General features: G+C 45.5%; 14 protein-coding genes and 1 pseudogene. 11 read left to right on the forward strand and 4 right to left on the reverse strand.

Annotated features, from left to right (window positions below):
• Positions 1 to 25: 25 nt before the first annotated feature.
• The 11 genes and pseudogenes from rlmD to MKX38_RS04340 all read left to right on the forward strand — a co-directional run bounded on the left by rlmD (position 26) and on the right by MKX38_RS04340 (position 12427).
• On the forward strand, positions 26 to 1426 hold the full coding sequence (rlmD, locus tag MKX38_RS04290; protein WP_015252551.1) for a 23S rRNA (uracil(1939)-C(5))-methyltransferase RlmD: 1401 nt from the start codon (positions 26 to 28) through the stop codon (positions 1424 to 1426).
• Between the two features lie 600 nt (positions 1427 to 2026).
• On the forward strand, positions 2027 to 2311 hold the full coding sequence (locus MKX38_RS04295) for a YfzA family protein (protein ID WP_015252550.1): 285 nt from the start codon (positions 2027 to 2029) through the stop codon (positions 2309 to 2311).
• A 736-nt stretch (positions 2312 to 3047) separates the two neighbouring features.
• A complete protein-coding gene (locus MKX38_RS04300; RefSeq protein ID WP_015715509.1) occupies positions 3048 to 4025 on the forward strand; it encodes a tRNA-dihydrouridine synthase in 978 nt (325 codons plus the stop codon).
• A gap of 192 nt (positions 4026 to 4217) precedes the next feature.
• Positions 4218 to 4670 (forward strand): DUF6884 domain-containing protein, encoded by a 453-nt coding sequence (locus MKX38_RS04305; protein ID WP_019712688.1) that lies wholly within the window; start codon positions 4218 to 4220, stop codon positions 4668 to 4670.
• Positions 4671 to 4699: 29 nt separating this feature from the next.
• Positions 4700 to 5390: pseudogene (locus MKX38_RS04310) on the forward strand (hypothetical protein).
• Positions 5391 to 5621: 231 nt separating this feature from the next.
• Positions 5622 to 6623 carry an acetoin:2,6-dichlorophenolindophenol oxidoreductase subunit alpha gene (gene acoA, locus MKX38_RS04315; protein WP_003242898.1) on the forward strand — a complete coding sequence of 334 codons (1002 nt, stop codon included), beginning with the start codon at positions 5622 to 5624 and terminating at the stop codon, positions 6621 to 6623.
• Between the two features lie 3 nt (positions 6624 to 6626).
• Entirely contained in the window at positions 6627 to 7655 is a 1029-nt protein-coding gene (gene acoB / locus MKX38_RS04320) for an acetoin:2,6-dichlorophenolindophenol oxidoreductase subunit beta (RefSeq protein WP_014476166.1), read from the forward strand.
• Positions 7656 to 7668: 13 nt separating this feature from the next.
• Positions 7669 to 8865: an acetoin dehydrogenase complex dihydrolipoyllysine-residue acetyltransferase gene (gene acoC / locus MKX38_RS04325; protein WP_339188753.1), complete on the forward strand. Its 1197-nt coding sequence runs from the start codon at positions 7669 to 7671 to the stop codon at positions 8863 to 8865.
• A gap of 20 nt (positions 8866 to 8885) precedes the next feature.
• On the forward strand, positions 8886 to 10262 hold the full coding sequence (gene acoL / locus MKX38_RS04330) for an acetoin dehydrogenase complex dihydrolipoyl dehydrogenase (RefSeq protein WP_339188755.1): 1377 nt from the start codon (positions 8886 to 8888) through the stop codon (positions 10260 to 10262).
• Between the two features lie 114 nt (positions 10263 to 10376).
• Positions 10377 to 12194 (forward strand): acetoin dehydrogenase operon transcriptional activator AcoR, encoded by a 1818-nt coding sequence (gene acoR, locus MKX38_RS04335; protein WP_339188758.1) that lies wholly within the window; start codon positions 10377 to 10379, stop codon positions 12192 to 12194.
• 53 nt (positions 12195 to 12247) lie between these two features.
• Positions 12248 to 12427: a small acid-soluble spore protein H gene (locus MKX38_RS04340; protein WP_003244276.1), complete on the forward strand. Its 180-nt coding sequence runs from the start codon at positions 12248 to 12250 to the stop codon at positions 12425 to 12427.
• 35 nt (positions 12428 to 12462) lie between these two features.
• On the opposite strand, the gene MKX38_RS04345 is transcribed toward MKX38_RS04340, so the two are convergent.
• The 4 genes from MKX38_RS04345 to MKX38_RS04360 are packed head-to-tail and all read right to left on the reverse strand — an operon-like array spanning position 12463 to position 14750.
• Positions 12463 to 12792 (reverse strand): YnfA family protein, encoded by a 330-nt coding sequence (locus MKX38_RS04345; RefSeq protein ID WP_010886445.1) that lies wholly within the window; start codon positions 12790 to 12792, stop codon positions 12463 to 12465.
• Between the two features lie 49 nt (positions 12793 to 12841).
• Entirely contained in the window at positions 12842 to 13384 is a 543-nt protein-coding gene (locus tag MKX38_RS04350) for a YfjD family protein (protein ID WP_339188761.1), read from the reverse strand.
• Positions 13385 to 13393: 9 nt separating this feature from the next.
• Positions 13394 to 13951 (reverse strand): YfjD family protein, encoded by a 558-nt coding sequence (locus MKX38_RS04355; protein ID WP_003244496.1) that lies wholly within the window; start codon positions 13949 to 13951, stop codon positions 13394 to 13396.
• Positions 13952 to 13982: 31 nt separating this feature from the next.
• A complete protein-coding gene (locus MKX38_RS04360; protein WP_024571964.1) occupies positions 13983 to 14750 on the reverse strand; it encodes a hypothetical protein in 768 nt (255 codons plus the stop codon).
• Positions 14751 to 14761 lie beyond the last annotated feature (11 nt).

Genomic DNA, 14761 nt, shown 5'->3' on the forward strand with positions numbered 1-14761 from the left:
TTCATATAGAAACGGAGAGAACAACGTGAACCAACAAAAGAAACAGGCGCCCGTCGAACTGAAGGTCGGACAAACCTTTCCGCTGACGATTAAGCGTCTCGGCATTAACGGAGAAGGTGTCGGCTATTTTAAGAAAAAAGTCGTCTTCGTGCCCGGCGCGCTTCCTGGCGAAGAAGTTGTTGTGCAGGCCACAAAGGTCCAGCCGAAGTTTTCGGAGGGCCGCATTAAGAAAATCCGCAAGGCATCTGAGCACCGGGTGGCACCGCCTTGCCCTGTTTATGAACAATGCGGCGGATGTCAGCTTCAGCACCTTGCATACAGCCAGCAGCTTCGGGAAAAACGCGATATCGTCATTCAGTCTCTTGAACGCCATACGAAGTTTAAAGTTGAAAACATGGAAATCAAAGAAACGATTGGCATGGACAACCCGTGGAATTACCGCAATAAAAGCCAATTCCAGATCGGGCGCTCGCAAAGCGGCAGCATCATCGCCGGCTTATACGGCCTTGATTCTCATGACATCGTGCCGATTAAAGACTGTATCGTTCAGCATCCGGCAACGAACAAAACAACAGGCATCGTCCGCCGCATTTTAGAGGACTTCAATGTGTCTGTTTATAATGAAAGAAAACGAAAAGGTGACGTTCGCACGATCGTGACGAGAGTCGGCTTTGAAACAGGCGAAGTGCAGGTCGTGCTTGTAACCGCAAAAGAAACGCTTCCGCACAAGGAAGAAATCGTCAAAGCGATTCAAAAGCGATTGCCAGAGGTCAAATCCATTATTCAGAATGTAAACGGGGCGAAAACTTCAGTGATTTTCGGTGAGAAAACAAAACCGCTCGCCGGAAAAACAGTGATTCAAGAAGTGCTCGGCGACGTATCTTTTGAATTGAGCGCCCGCGCTTTCTTCCAGCTCAATCCGGAACAGACCGTCAAGCTGTATGATGAAGTGAAAAAAGCGGCGCAGCTGACCGGAAAAGAAAAAGTCGTTGATGCGTATTGCGGCGTCGGCACTATCGGCATGTGGGTGGCGGACGGAGCGAAGGAAGTCCGCGGCATGGACGTCATCAAGGAATCAATTGACGATGCTAAGAAAAACGCCAAAAAACACGGCATGGCAAATGCCACATACGTAACAGGAACAGCCGAGCACTGGCTCCCGAAATGGACGAAAGAAGGCTTCCGCCCGGACGTCGTCATTGTAGACCCGCCAAGAACGGGCTGTGACAGCACGTTCCTGGACACGATCAAAAAAGTCAAACCGAAACGCTTTGTCTACGTTTCCTGCAATCCATCCACGCTTGCGAAGGATTTGCAGACGCTGTCGAAGGACTATCGCGTGGACTATATTCAGCCTGTCGATATGTTTCCGCAGACGGCGCATGTTGAAGCAGTGGCGAGACTTGTATTGAAATCGTCTAACTAAAATAAACAATACCTAATAAGACCTGGATTTCGGTAAAATAAACAATTCCGATTTCCGGGTCTTTTTCATGTGCAGCCCTTGTCCTGACTGTCTGTTCTCAATTTTATCTTCCTTCTCATTCTCGGAGATCTTTATTTTAACTGGCGAAAAGAGTTGAAAAAACGTGTTGAAAAGCGGGTGAAAAAAAGCGTTATTTAACCGGGAAAATTTCCTTCCAGTATGATTAAAATACATGAGAAGAATGATGTGAAATCATAGATATTTTTTTCATAATTTGTAAAATTATATATTGACTTGCAGTTATTACGTGTGAAATATTGATGATAGGAATATAAGGAAAGGTATGGCGTATATCATTTCAAGAGTCATTCGATGTAAAAAGTTGAAACATTGTAATAAACGAAAGAGGTGAAAATGATGGCCAACCCCATTTTAAAATGAATAACGTATGAGCACTACAACAATTAAATAATAGTGCCGACGATAACAACTATTACAGTAATACCTACAATGGTTATATCCTTGCGACAATCATGCTTCATAATAATTTAGATTGACACTTGGCTAAAAAGTATTGCAGAGAAGGAAATGGATAACTAAATGGATAAAGTATATAAAAAACGACCGTTATATAAAAGAAGTTGGTTTCAAACATTTTTGGCATTTTTAGTATCTCAGCTTTATTTTAATTTTGTAGAATTAACGGGATGGGGTCCTAAGTATAGAGAAATGAATGGATTCCCAGCAAACATAGTTGAACTAGATTTCTTTCAAACATATCTTTCATTCTATGATAATCCATGGTTTAATATTATTACTGTTTTCTTGGGAGTTTTCACTATTATACAAATAATTACAGGGGTAACAAAGGATATTCGAAATTAAAGCAATAACTTCTGATGCCTTATTTAATGATGAAAGAAAATGTACACTTTCTTAATTATCTTATGAGTGAAGACTGCGACACTTAGTCAGCAGTCTATTTTATGGTTCTGGATCAGGATTACCGAATTATAACCCTATACAAATATATAGTAGGTTGCCACTTGCTGCGTTGGTTATTTTCTAAATCATGAGCAAATCCCAAATGATTCAGATTGAAGTTCTTGAATTCTTTTAAATAAGGGTTTATTTTCTCTTCTCATCCTCTTTACTCCATGTGATTCACAAGTGGTAGCAGCTTAAGTAGGTTTTTTCATTCTCTTGAGTACTCAGTTATACCACCCCCAACTCAATTTGCTTTATCTCTATTAGTTTTTCCGCAAATATGATATAGAGATACGGATATGGTGTAGTGTTAAATATCTTATCTTCAATAACAGGGCAATTATTTTGCGTTGGTAATATGGAGAACTCATATGATATTCTATTTAGGTTGGAATCCTTTTTATCCAAAAAGTTCAAAAGCAAGGCCACTAAGAAAGACGAAGGTCAGCGCCAGTGTTAACCACAATATAAAAAATAGGTATAGATGGTCATCCCACGTGAAATGTTCAAAATTTACTATAGATTGATAAGAAATGCTTTCGCATGCGATAAGTGTAAAAGAAGCATGGTCAGTTTTTTAATATTGAGATACAGGTCTAGCTGTATCCTCTAATGAAAGGATTTGATTTTTGTTATGACAGAAAATTTCTGGCGTGAATTGCCACGGCCGTTTTTTGTACTGGCACCAATGGAAGATGTGACAGATGTAGTTTTCCGGCATGTAGTAAGTGAAGCAGGCAGACCGGATGTGTTTTTTACAGAGTTCACAAACTCAGAGAGCTATTGCCACCCGGATGGGAAGGATAGCGTGCGCGGCCGTTTGACTTTTACAGAGGATGAACAGCCAATTGTGGCCCATATATGGGGAGATAAGCCTGAAAACTTCCGTAAAATGAGTATTGGCATGGCAGAGTTAGGATTTAAAGGACTAGATATCAATATGGGCTGTCCTGTGCCTAATGTGACACAGAACGGTAAGGGAAGCGGTCTTATCCGCCGGCCGGAAGTTGCAGCAGAGTTAATACAAGCAGCAAAAGCAGGGGGATTGCCCGTAAGCGTAAAAACAAGACTTGGTTTCACGGATGTAGACGAATGGCGCGAGTGGCTGACACACATACTGAAACAGGATATTGCCAATCTTTCTATTCATCTGCGCACAAGAGCAGAAATGAGCAAAGTAGATGCGCATTGGGAACTCATCCCGGAGATTAAGAAACTTCGTGACGAGGTGGCACCAGATACATTGTTAACAATAAACGGGGATATCCCTGACCGCCAAACTGGCTTGAAACTTGCTGAACAATACGGTGTTGATGGAATTATGATTGGGCGTGGTATTTTTACAAATCCATTTGCCTTTGAAAAGGAGCCGAAAGAGCATAGCAGCAAGGAATTGCTTGATCTCTTAAGGCTGCATCTGGATCTTCATGATAAATATTCAGCATTAGAAGCCCGTCCGTACAAGCCTCTTCCTCGCTTTTTCAAAATTTATCTCCGCGGGTTCCGAGGGGCAAGTGAATTAAGAAATCAATGCATGAACACAAAGTCAACAGATGAAGTGCGTGCATTGCTCGACGACTTTGAGAGAAAGTATCTTGATGGGATAGAGTAACTGCAGTGCTTGATTCAAAAAAGGCTAACAAAATAAAGGAATTTTTACACAATTCTTGACTAAAATACCTGGATTTTCGGTAAATCCGGGTCTTTTTTGTACGCAGCTTTACTCAGCCTGTCTTTTCTCTAATTTATTGTAAGAAAATAATGGTATATTTAGTGGAGATATCTTATAAAGGGGGAGAGAAAAATGAAACGGCTATGCATCATCCCCTGCGGCAAGAAAAAAATCTGGGACGTCCAGCCTGATGCCGGGCCGGTAAGAGCAGAGGACGCTTATCTCAGCCCGTTTCATCAGGCGTGCGAGCGGTATGCGAAAGCATTTTTCGATGAGTGGGTGATTTTGTCGGCGAAGCATGGCTTTCTTCGCCCTAGTGATCTCGTTTCGGGAAATTACGATGTCACTTTTGGCACCGGTCATCCGGAAATCATGACAGCGGACGAGCTAGGCCGTCAATTTCACGAAAAAGGCTTTTCTGATATCGAAGAGCTAGTCATGCTTGGCGGAAAAAAATATCGAAGCATTCTAAACGCCGTCATCGGAGAACACCAGCATATCAGCTGGCCGCTATCATCATACAAAGGCATAGGCTACATGCTCCAAGCGCTGAACCGGGCTGTTGAAGAAAAGCATGAACTGTAGCACGTACATATGAGGAAAAGAGTGGGAACATGAAAAAACTTGTGTTTGGCTTGCTTGCCATTGCGTTATTCGGATGCGGACTATATATCTATCATGTATGGTTCGGTGATCCATTTTCGAAAAATGCTGCAGAACAGAAGCTAGTGTCTTATGTGGAACAAACCTATCCTAAGAAAGAAATCAAGATCACGAATGGGGTATATAACGCTAAAACCTCTGAATATGTATTCGAAGCAACCTCCCAATCTCATCGCTACCCAATGTGTACGAAGGGATTTCTGCATCATAAAGTAACGTGCGATGGAATTGAAGAAGCGTAATACCGAATCAGTAGCAAAACATGTAAATGAAGAAGCATCGAAGGCAATCGAAGCAGATCTGAAAAAAACGGTTCCTCGACTTATAAAAGCTGATGCTGCTTTGAGTATCGAAAACGGACAGTTCACGTTAGATACAAAATGGAACAAACAGCTGGCTGAAAAAGCGCCTATGAGCATGACGATTCAGTTAGACACCAGCGGGTTATCAAAAACAGATGCCGCAAAGATGGCGGAAACGGTCAGAAAAACGCTTAATGAAAAGGGATACACATACTCAAACGGCACGATAGACTGTATGCAGAAGGACGGGGGCGGCGGTATTGGATATGTCAAATATTCAATTGATTTTCTTTCAAAAGCAGCTATTCAGTCAAACGATGCAGAGGAACTAGGAAGTTAAAAAGATTTCCAAGGAAATAAATACGTCGATCATTGTCAAGGGCCGGGTGATATCCGGTCTTTTTTTTGCATGCTGTAAAACGAGACAAATGAATCAGTTTGAGACAAAACGAGACACACGTCTCAAACTGTCTCCAAAGTGAAGATGAGAAGACTGATTTTACGGGCTCAAAAGACTGGCACACTTCTTGCATTTATAATGGTGAACCCTAAATAGAAGGAGGCGCACAAAATGAAATTGTTAAAACGAGAAGGCTTGTCATTAACTGAGGAAAAAGCGCTGTGGATGTACCAAAAGATGCTGGAGATCAGGGGCTTTGAAGACAAAGTGCATGAACTGTTCGCCCAGGGAGTGCTTCCCGGATTCGTTCATTTATATGCCGGTGAGGAAGCCGTGGCTGTAGGGGTGTGCGCTCATTTACATGATGGCGACAGCATTACAAGCACCCACAGGGGACATGGACATTGTATCGCCAAAGGCTGTGACCTGGACGGCATGATGGCGGAAATTTTCGGGAAAGCGACCGGATTGTGCAAAGGCAAGGGCGGTTCTATGCACATTGCGGATCTTGATAAAGGCATGTTAGGCGCAAATGGAATCGTCGGGGGCGGCTTTACGCTCGCATGCGGATCAGCGCTCACGGCTAAATATAAACAGACTAAAAATGTAAGCGTTTGCTTTTTCGGGGACGGGGCAAATAACCAAGGCACCTTCCACGAAGGGCTGAATTTAGCGGCTGTATGGAACCTTCCTGTCGTGTTTGTCGCTGAAAATAACGGCTATGGCGAAGCCACCCCATTTGAGTACGCATCAGCCTGTGATTCAATCGCCGATCGGGCGGCTGCTTATAACATGCCGGGGGTTACAGTTGACGGCAAAGATATTTTAGCAGTTTACCAGGCAGCCGAGGAAGCGATAGAAAGAGCAAGAAACGGCGGAGGCCCATCTTTGATTGAATGTATGACCTACAGAAACTACGGCCATTTCGAAGGAGATGCCCAAACCTATAAAACGAAGGATGAAAGAGTTGAGCACCTTGAAGAAAAGGATGCCATTCAAGGTTTTAAAAACTACCTTTTAAAAGAAACAGATGCTAATAAGCTGTCAGACATTGAACAGCGTGTCAGCGAATCGATTGAAAAAGCCGTTTCGTTCAGCGAAGACAGTCCATATCCAAAAGATTCGGAGCTGCTGACAGATGTGTACGTGTCATATGAAAAAGGAGGAATGTAAGAGATGGCGAGAGTCATAAGCATGTCAGACGCGATCAATGAAGCAATGAAGCTTGCGATGAGAAGAGACGAAAATGTGCTTTTGATCGGTGAGGATGTCGCCGGGGGAGCGGCGGTCGATCATTTGCAGGATGATGAAGCATGGGGCGGTGTATTAGGGGTCACAAAGGGACTCGTACAGGAATTCGGGCGTACAAGAGTGCTGGACACTCCGATTTCTGAGGCAGGCTATATGGGAGCGGCTATGGCTGCGGCATCAACCGGTTTGAGACCGATTGCCGAGCTGATGTTTAACGATTTTATTGGCACGTGCTTTGATCAGGTGATCAACCAAGGGGCGAAATTCCGTTATATGTTCGGCGGAAAAGCGCAAGTGCCGATTACCGTCCGCACCACATACGGAGCAGGGTTCCGGGCCGCTGCCCAGCATTCACAAGCGCTATATGGCCTTTTCACGAGCATCCCTGGACTGAAGACGGTTGTTCCATCCAATCCGTATGATGCCAAAGGTCTTCTGCTTGCAGCAATAGAAGATAATGATCCGGTGTTCTTCTTTGAAGACAAAACGTCCTACAACATGAAGGGCGAGGTGCCGGAAGATTATTATACAATTCCCCTCGGAAAAGCGGATATCAAACGCGAGGGCAATGATGTTACGCTCTTTGCAGTCGGCAAGCAGGTCAATACTGCGCTTGAAGCGGCTGCACAGCTTTCAGAGAGGGGCATCGAAGCCGAGGTCCTTGATCCGCGCAGTCTGTCCCCTCTGGATGAGGATGCGATTTTCACATCGTTAGAAAAAACAAATCGTCTGATCATCATTGATGAAGCCAATCCGCGATGCAGCATTGCCACGGATATTGCTGCGCTTGTCGCTGACAAGGGCTTTGATTTGCTTGATGCGCCGATTAAACGGATTACAGCGCCGCATACACCGGTTCCGTTTTCACCAGTGCTTGAAGATCAATATTTGCCGACACCAGATAAAATTGTCAGCGTCACGCTTGAATTGCTTGGCGAGCCGGCAATGAATTAAAGGGGGAACACAAATGGCGGTAAAAGTAGTGATGCCAAAATTGGGAATGGCCATGAAACAAGGGGAAGTATCGATATGGAATAAAAAAGTAGGCGACCCGGTTGAAAAGGGAGAAAGCATTGCCAGCATTCAATCGGAGAAAATTGAAATGGAGATCGAAGCGCCTGAAAAAGGAACGCTGATCGATATCAAAGTGAAAGAGGGAGAAGAGGTTCCGCCTGGCACAGCTATTTGCTATATCGGGGACGCCAATGAGTCGGTGCAGGAAGAGGCGGGGGCGCCTGTTGCTGAAGACAATATGCCGCAAGCCGTTCAGCCCGTCAAACAAGAAAACAAACCCGCAGCCTCCAAAAAAGATCGAATGAAAATATCTCCAGTCGCCAGGAAAATAGCAGAAAAAGCAGGATTAGACCTAAAACAACTGAAAGGAACTGGACCAGGCGGACGAATCGTGAAGGATGACGTAACAAAGGCTCTTGCTGAACAGAAAAAAGATCAGGCAAAGCCTGTTTCGGAGCAGAAAGCGCAGGAAATCCCGGTGACAGGCATGAGAAAGGTCATCGCTGCCCGAATGCAGGAAAGCTTGGCAAACAGCGCGCAGCTGACGATCACGATGAAAGCTGATATCACCAAGCTTGCCACTCTTCAAAAACAGCTTTCACCAACTGCGGAAGAGAGATACGGCACAAAACTGACGATCACTCATTTTGTCTCAAGAGCCGCCGTTCTCGCTCTGCAAGCTCACCCTGTGCTGAACAGCTTTTATCAAAATGAGCGCATTATCACACATCCCCATGTACACCTTGGTATGGCTGTAGCCTTGGAAAATGGCTTAGTGGTGCCTGTCATCCGCCATGCTGAAAAGCAATCGCTGATTGAACTGGCTCAATCCATCTCAGAAAATGCCAAAAAAGCACGCGAGGGACGTGCGGGAAGCGAAGAACTGCAAGGCTCAACCTTCTCCATTACAAACCTTGGCGCTTTTGGAGTTGAGCATTTCACACCGATATTAAATCCGCCGGAAGCAGGCATTCTCGGTATCGGAGCAAGCTATGACACACCGGTGTACCAAGGGGAGGAGATCGTCAGAAGCACGCTCCTGCCGCTCAGCCTGACATTTGATCACAGAGCGTGTGACGGCGCTCCAGCAGCTGCATTCCTGAAGGCGATTAAAACATATTTGGAAGAACCCGCGGCATTAATTTTATAGGAAAAGCAGGTGAAAACGACATGACACTAGCCATTATCGGCGGCGGACCTGCAGGCTATGCGGCTGCGGTCTCCGCGGCACAGCAGGGCAGAAACGTGCTGCTCATTGACAAAGGCAAGCTTGGGGGGACCTGCCTGAATGAAGGCTGCATCCCCACGAAGTCTTTGCTAGAAAGCGCAAACGTTCTTGATAAAATCAAGCATGCCGGCAGCTTTGGAATCGAACTCCCCGCAGGTGCGATATCAGTCGATTGGAGTAAAATGCAAAACCGAAAACAGCAGGTTGTCAGACAGCTTGTTCAAGGCGTTCAGTATCTAATGAAGAAAAATCAAATACAGGTTGTAAAGGGAACAGCCTCCTTTCTTTCTGAAAGAAAGCTCTTAATCGAAGGAGAAAACGGAAAAGAATTCAGAGAGGCGGATCAAGTATTGATTGCCTCCGGATCAGAGCCAATCGAGCTGCCTTTCGCTCCGTTTGACGGCGAATGGATCATCGACAGCAAAGACGCGCTTTCTCTTTCCGAGATTCCGTCTTCACTAGTCATTGTCGGCGGCGGTGTCATCGGGTGTGAGTATGCAGGGCTGTTCGCCAGATTGGGATCGCAGGTGACCATCATTGAAACAGCGGACCAGCTGATCCCGGCTGAAGATGAAGATATTGCCCGTCTCTTTCAGGAGAAACTTGAGGAAGATGGTGTCGAAGTGCATACCTCATCCAGATTAGAGCGGGTGGATCAAACAGCCAAAACGGCAATATGGAAAAGCGGTCAGCGAGAGTTTAAAACGAAGGCCGATTATGTGCTGGTGGCGATCGGCAGAAAACCCCGTCTTGACGGATTGCAGCTGGAACAGGCCGGAGTTGATTTTTCTCCAAAGGGCATTCCGGTGAATGGGCACATGCAGACGAACGTGCCTCATATTTACGCGTGCGGAGATGCTATAGGGGGCATTCAGCTCGCGCATACCGCTTTCCATGAGGGCATCATCGCTGCTTCTCATGCTTCCGGAAGGGATGTCAAAATCAATGAGAAACATGTGCCGCGCTGCATCTATACGTCCCCGGAAATCGCGTGTATCGGAATGACAGAACGACAGGCAAGAAGCATATACGGGGATGTGAAGATCGGCGAATTTTCATTTTCCGCAAACGGCAAGGCGCTCATTAAACAGCAAGCGGAAGGAAAGGTCAAAATCATGGCTGAACCGGAATTCGGCGAAATCGTGGGTGTCTCGATGATTGGCCCGGATGTAACCGAGCTCATCGGCCAAGCGGCAGCGATCATGAATGGTGAGATGACGGCAGATATGGCGGAGCATTTTATCGCCGCCCATCCGACTTTATCGGAAACATTGCATGAGGCGCTGTTAAGCACGATCGGCCTTGCGGTACATGCATAATAAAGGAAAAGCAGGCGCATGGATATAAGGCGCCTGCTTTTTTATTGTTGAAAGCGCTTTATTTTTCCCCTACAATAGATGAAAACGGCGTGTAAGGGAGGAGCGATCAAGGAAATGAATTCGGTCCCAAACGATTTGCAAACCTGGAAACGTTTTGTGAAAGACGGTGTGCTTGACGAAGCCCGATTAAGAAAACGGATTGCAGAGTCATGGCATCGCTGCAAAAAAGCTGAGGTCAATCCTTATTTAGAAAAAGGCCCGAAGGTTTTACAGCAAACGGAGCTGGATCAGCAGTCAAAAAAACATTCATTCTTCTTGACGACCGCAAAGCCTTACCTCGAAAAACTGCTGCCTGCCATAAAAGAAATGGAAATGATGGCGCTGCTAATTGATTCAGACGGTGTTGTTCTGGCATTGGACGGCCATCCCCGCGCGCTCTATGAAGCCAAACGCATCAACTTTGTCGAAGGGGCATGCTGGACGGAAACGGCTGTCGGAACAAATGCGATTGGCACGGCGCTCCACATCAGCGAGCCGGTTGCGATACAAGGATCAGAGCATTACTCCATTGCTTCCCATCTTTGGAACTGTTCAGCCGCTCCGATTCACCATGAGGATGGCAGCCTTGCGGGTGTGATTGACATATCGTGTCCGGCGGCAGGCGCTCATCCTCATATGCTCGGTATTGCCACTGCGATCGCCTATGCAGCTGAACGGGAACTCGCAGCTAAAAGCCGTGAGAAAGAGCTCCAGCTGATCAGCCGTTTTGGAGAGAGGGCTGCATCCAGTGTGCCGATGGTGCTATGCAATAACAAGCAGCACATCATCAGTGCGAGCATACCGATTCGAACCTCAATGCCTGATTGGCAGGGCCGGCACCTGTATGAGTTGAAAGAACGGGGCTACTCAATCGAAAAAGCTGTCACCATAGGAGATAGCGGCACTTGTTTTTATCTTTCGGAACAAAAGAAAAAGAAGGTGTTCCGATTCAATGGAGTGATCGGGAAAAGCGGCCGATCGCAAGCGATGCTGATGAACCTTGAACGTGCAGCTGCGGCAGATGCAACGGTCTGTTTGTCGGGCGAAACTGGTACGGGAAAGGAAGTCGCGGCTCGCGCTCTTCATGAGAACAGTGAGAGACGTCACGGTCCGTTTGTTGCTGTCAATTGCGGAGCGATTCCGTCTGATTTGATTGAGAGCGAACTGTTCGGATATGCAGAGGGCGCTTTTACGGGAGCGAAACGAAATGGCTATAAAGGCGCCTTTCAAAAAGCAAATCAAGGCACATTATTTTTAGATGAAATCGGAGAAATTTCCCACTCGATGCAGGTTGCACTTTTACGGGTGCTTCAGGAACGCAAGATAACGCCAATCGGCGGGACGAAAGAAATTCCGGTTGATATCAGAGTTATTGCCGCCACACATTGTGATTTACGCGAGCTTGCCGAAAACGGAAAAATCAGAGAGGACTTGTTTTACCGTCTTCATGTCTATCCAATTGAACTGCCTCCATTACGCGATCGCACCGAGGATATCCCGGACCTCTTTGAGTACTACAAACAGAAGAATCATTGGCCAGGCGAACTTCCTTCTGATTTTTGTAATGTGCTGAAGCAATGGAAGTGGCCGGGGAATATCCGTGAGCTGTTTAATGTGTTTGAACGTCTTTCTATCAGATTTCCGGACGGCCGGCTGAGGGATGAATCGCTTCCCGCTTTACTGGAAGCCGCTGGATTGCCGGCCAGCTCTGCAGAAAAAAAGCCGGCTGCTGCCGGCGTGCTTACCTTTCGTGAGCAAATCCAAAAGGATATGATGATCAAAGCGCTTGAATCTGCAAAAGGAAACGTCTCTCAAGCTGCCAAAATCAGCGGGATTCCCCGAAGCACTTTCTACAAACGCCTGAAAAAATTCAACTTGTCCGCTGAATCATAAAGCATACTTCCTTCAGGAAATGGAAACGTTATGTATTGAAGGAGGGTGTTACGATGAATATTCAAAGGGCGAAAGAAATTGTAGAATCTCCCGACATGAAGAAAGTAACATATAACGGCGTTCCTATTTACATTCAGCACGTAAATGAAGAAACTGGAACAGCAAGAATTTATCCGCTTGACGAACCGCAAGAGGAGCATGAAGTGCAGCTGAACAGCTTAAAAGAGGATTAAACAAAAATGGCCCGCTTCATAAGCAGGCCATTTTGTTATCCGCGCGGCGCAAATAAAATAACACAGACACCGATGAGACAAATGAATGCGCCGATCCAGTCATACAGATCAGGTGTTTTCCGGTCAACAAGCCATCCCCACAGGACCGCAAGCACGATGAATACTCCGCCATAGGCGGCGTATACACGGCCGAAAGATGGGAAGGACTGAAACGTCGGAAGAATGCCGTATACAATGAGGATCAGCGCCCCGGCGATTCCGTAGCCGGCTGGCTTTGCCTCTCTCAGCCATAGCCAAACCAGATATCCGCCGCCAATTTCAGCAAGCCCTGCCGCGAGAAATAAAAGAATGGTAATCAGCATCATGAGCACTCCTCAATTTGCATTTATCTTTCATTATAGAGGAGGAGAGCTTTTAAAGCTTCGGATGATTCTCAAATTCCTTCAAATACGCTTTTCGCTGAACCTCTGTAAATTGGCTGATCCAATTGTTTTGAGCCTCTTCACTCAAATGGGGAAGGATATAGCGTTCAACCGCTTCGAAAAACAGCGGATTCGCGATGATGTTCCAGGTCGGGATGCGAACGATTTTCCCGTCTGTTTTTTCGATGATAATATCCTCAAAAAAGATCCCTTTCAAACTGTATTGATGACGTCCCATATAAAGCCGCTTCACCTCGGAAAACAGCACGCTGCGCTTTCTCGAAAAGATCTCGCCATTAGGTCCGGTCTTTATGCTGAAAATGACATTTCCACGGCTTGTGAAGGCAGGAAAAGCCATAAAGAATGTGATCAATCCATAAATCATCGCCAGTAAACCGCCGCCCAAATAAAGCAGGGCATATTTAGATTCAAACGTGAGGGTTTCAGACACCAGCCAGACGCCCACAATAAAGGCGCCCCCTGTAGCGAGGAACAGCCAAGCCCTTAGAAACATCATGCTTTTTACTTCAATCATGTGCTGCCCCTAAAGCTTCGGATGATTCTCAAATTCCTTCAAATACGCACTGCGTTGGATGTCTGTAAACTGTCCGATCCAATTGCTTTTCGCCTCTTCATTCAGATGTGGAAGGATATAGCGTTCAACCGCTTCGAAAAACAACGGATTCGGAATGATGTTCCAAGTGGGAATGCGAATGGTCTTCTGATCAACGGTTTGGATCAATATATCTTCTTGGAAAATTCCTTTTAGACTAAATTTATGGCGGCTCATCTCAATTTTCTTGATATCAGTAAACGTAACAGACACTTTGTCAGTGAACACTTCTCCATTTTTTCCTGTCTTGATGCGGAAAATGGTATTTCCCCGCGGGGTGAAAGCCGGAAAGAAGATGATAAATAAATATAAACAAAACAAGGTGAACAGAAAGCCAGCAGGAATGGCTAATAGGTAATATTTCGTTTGAAACGTAATACCCATATAAAAGAGCCACAAACATGCTAATCCCATACCGGCAGATCCGACAAAAGCCCATATTCTCAGGAACATTTTGCTTTTGACTTCAATGATTTCTTGGTTTTTCAATGCTTTTCTCCTTTTGTTAATTCAATTCTTATCATTGTGAAATGATTTGATTTACAACATCCTTATGAGCAGGGAGGATAGAAAATTCATTCTGGGTGATGCCTGTGACAAGCCAAGTATGGTGGGCCCCCGGCAGGACAAATGCCATGTCAGCCACTTCAGGAGTGTTATCTTTGCCATATGCCAGACGCATAAGTGTATCCATTTTCCCTTTCCGCAAAGCCAAATCATTTGTAAATCGGGTAACGTCCTCTTGGTGGTCATGTTTTTCAAGGAACTCTTTTAGATATGAAGGGTTGTCTGAAGCGCCCTCCAAGAGTTTTTCAAATTCATTTGATGTCAATGTCACAATCGATTCTCTTTTATCCTCTGTATCTATTATATGTAAAAACTCATCTGTCTTAGCAAGTAACCCTTCACTTGATTCCATTTTTGTAATGCGATGGACTTGTTCATCAAAAAGGAGTTCGTGAGAGTAGGTGCCGAATTTTGATACATGGCAGGACACATTCTGTTCGGCGCCTTGCCCGTTAAATTTAGAAAGCTTCACTGTATAGTCAGCGTCGTTTAACACATGGATAAACGGACAGTATTCGTCCTTTAGCCGATATTGATGATTCCGATATTCCGCCGCATCTTTGGCTAAGAGTGAGCGGCACGCGGCTTCAAATAAGGCGCCGAGCTGTTCATCTTCTATTTCGGGAAAATAGGCTTGTTTTAAGGCCATTCCCTGTTCGAAAAACCCTTCGCTGTAAAAGCAAAATAAGAGTTCTTCTATGCTAATTGTAAACTGCTTCATTGTTTATTCTC

The organism is Bacillus sp. FSL M8-0025, from assembly GCF_037975475.1.
GTDB lineage: Bacteria > Bacillota > Bacilli > Bacillales > Bacillaceae > Bacillus > Bacillus subtilis.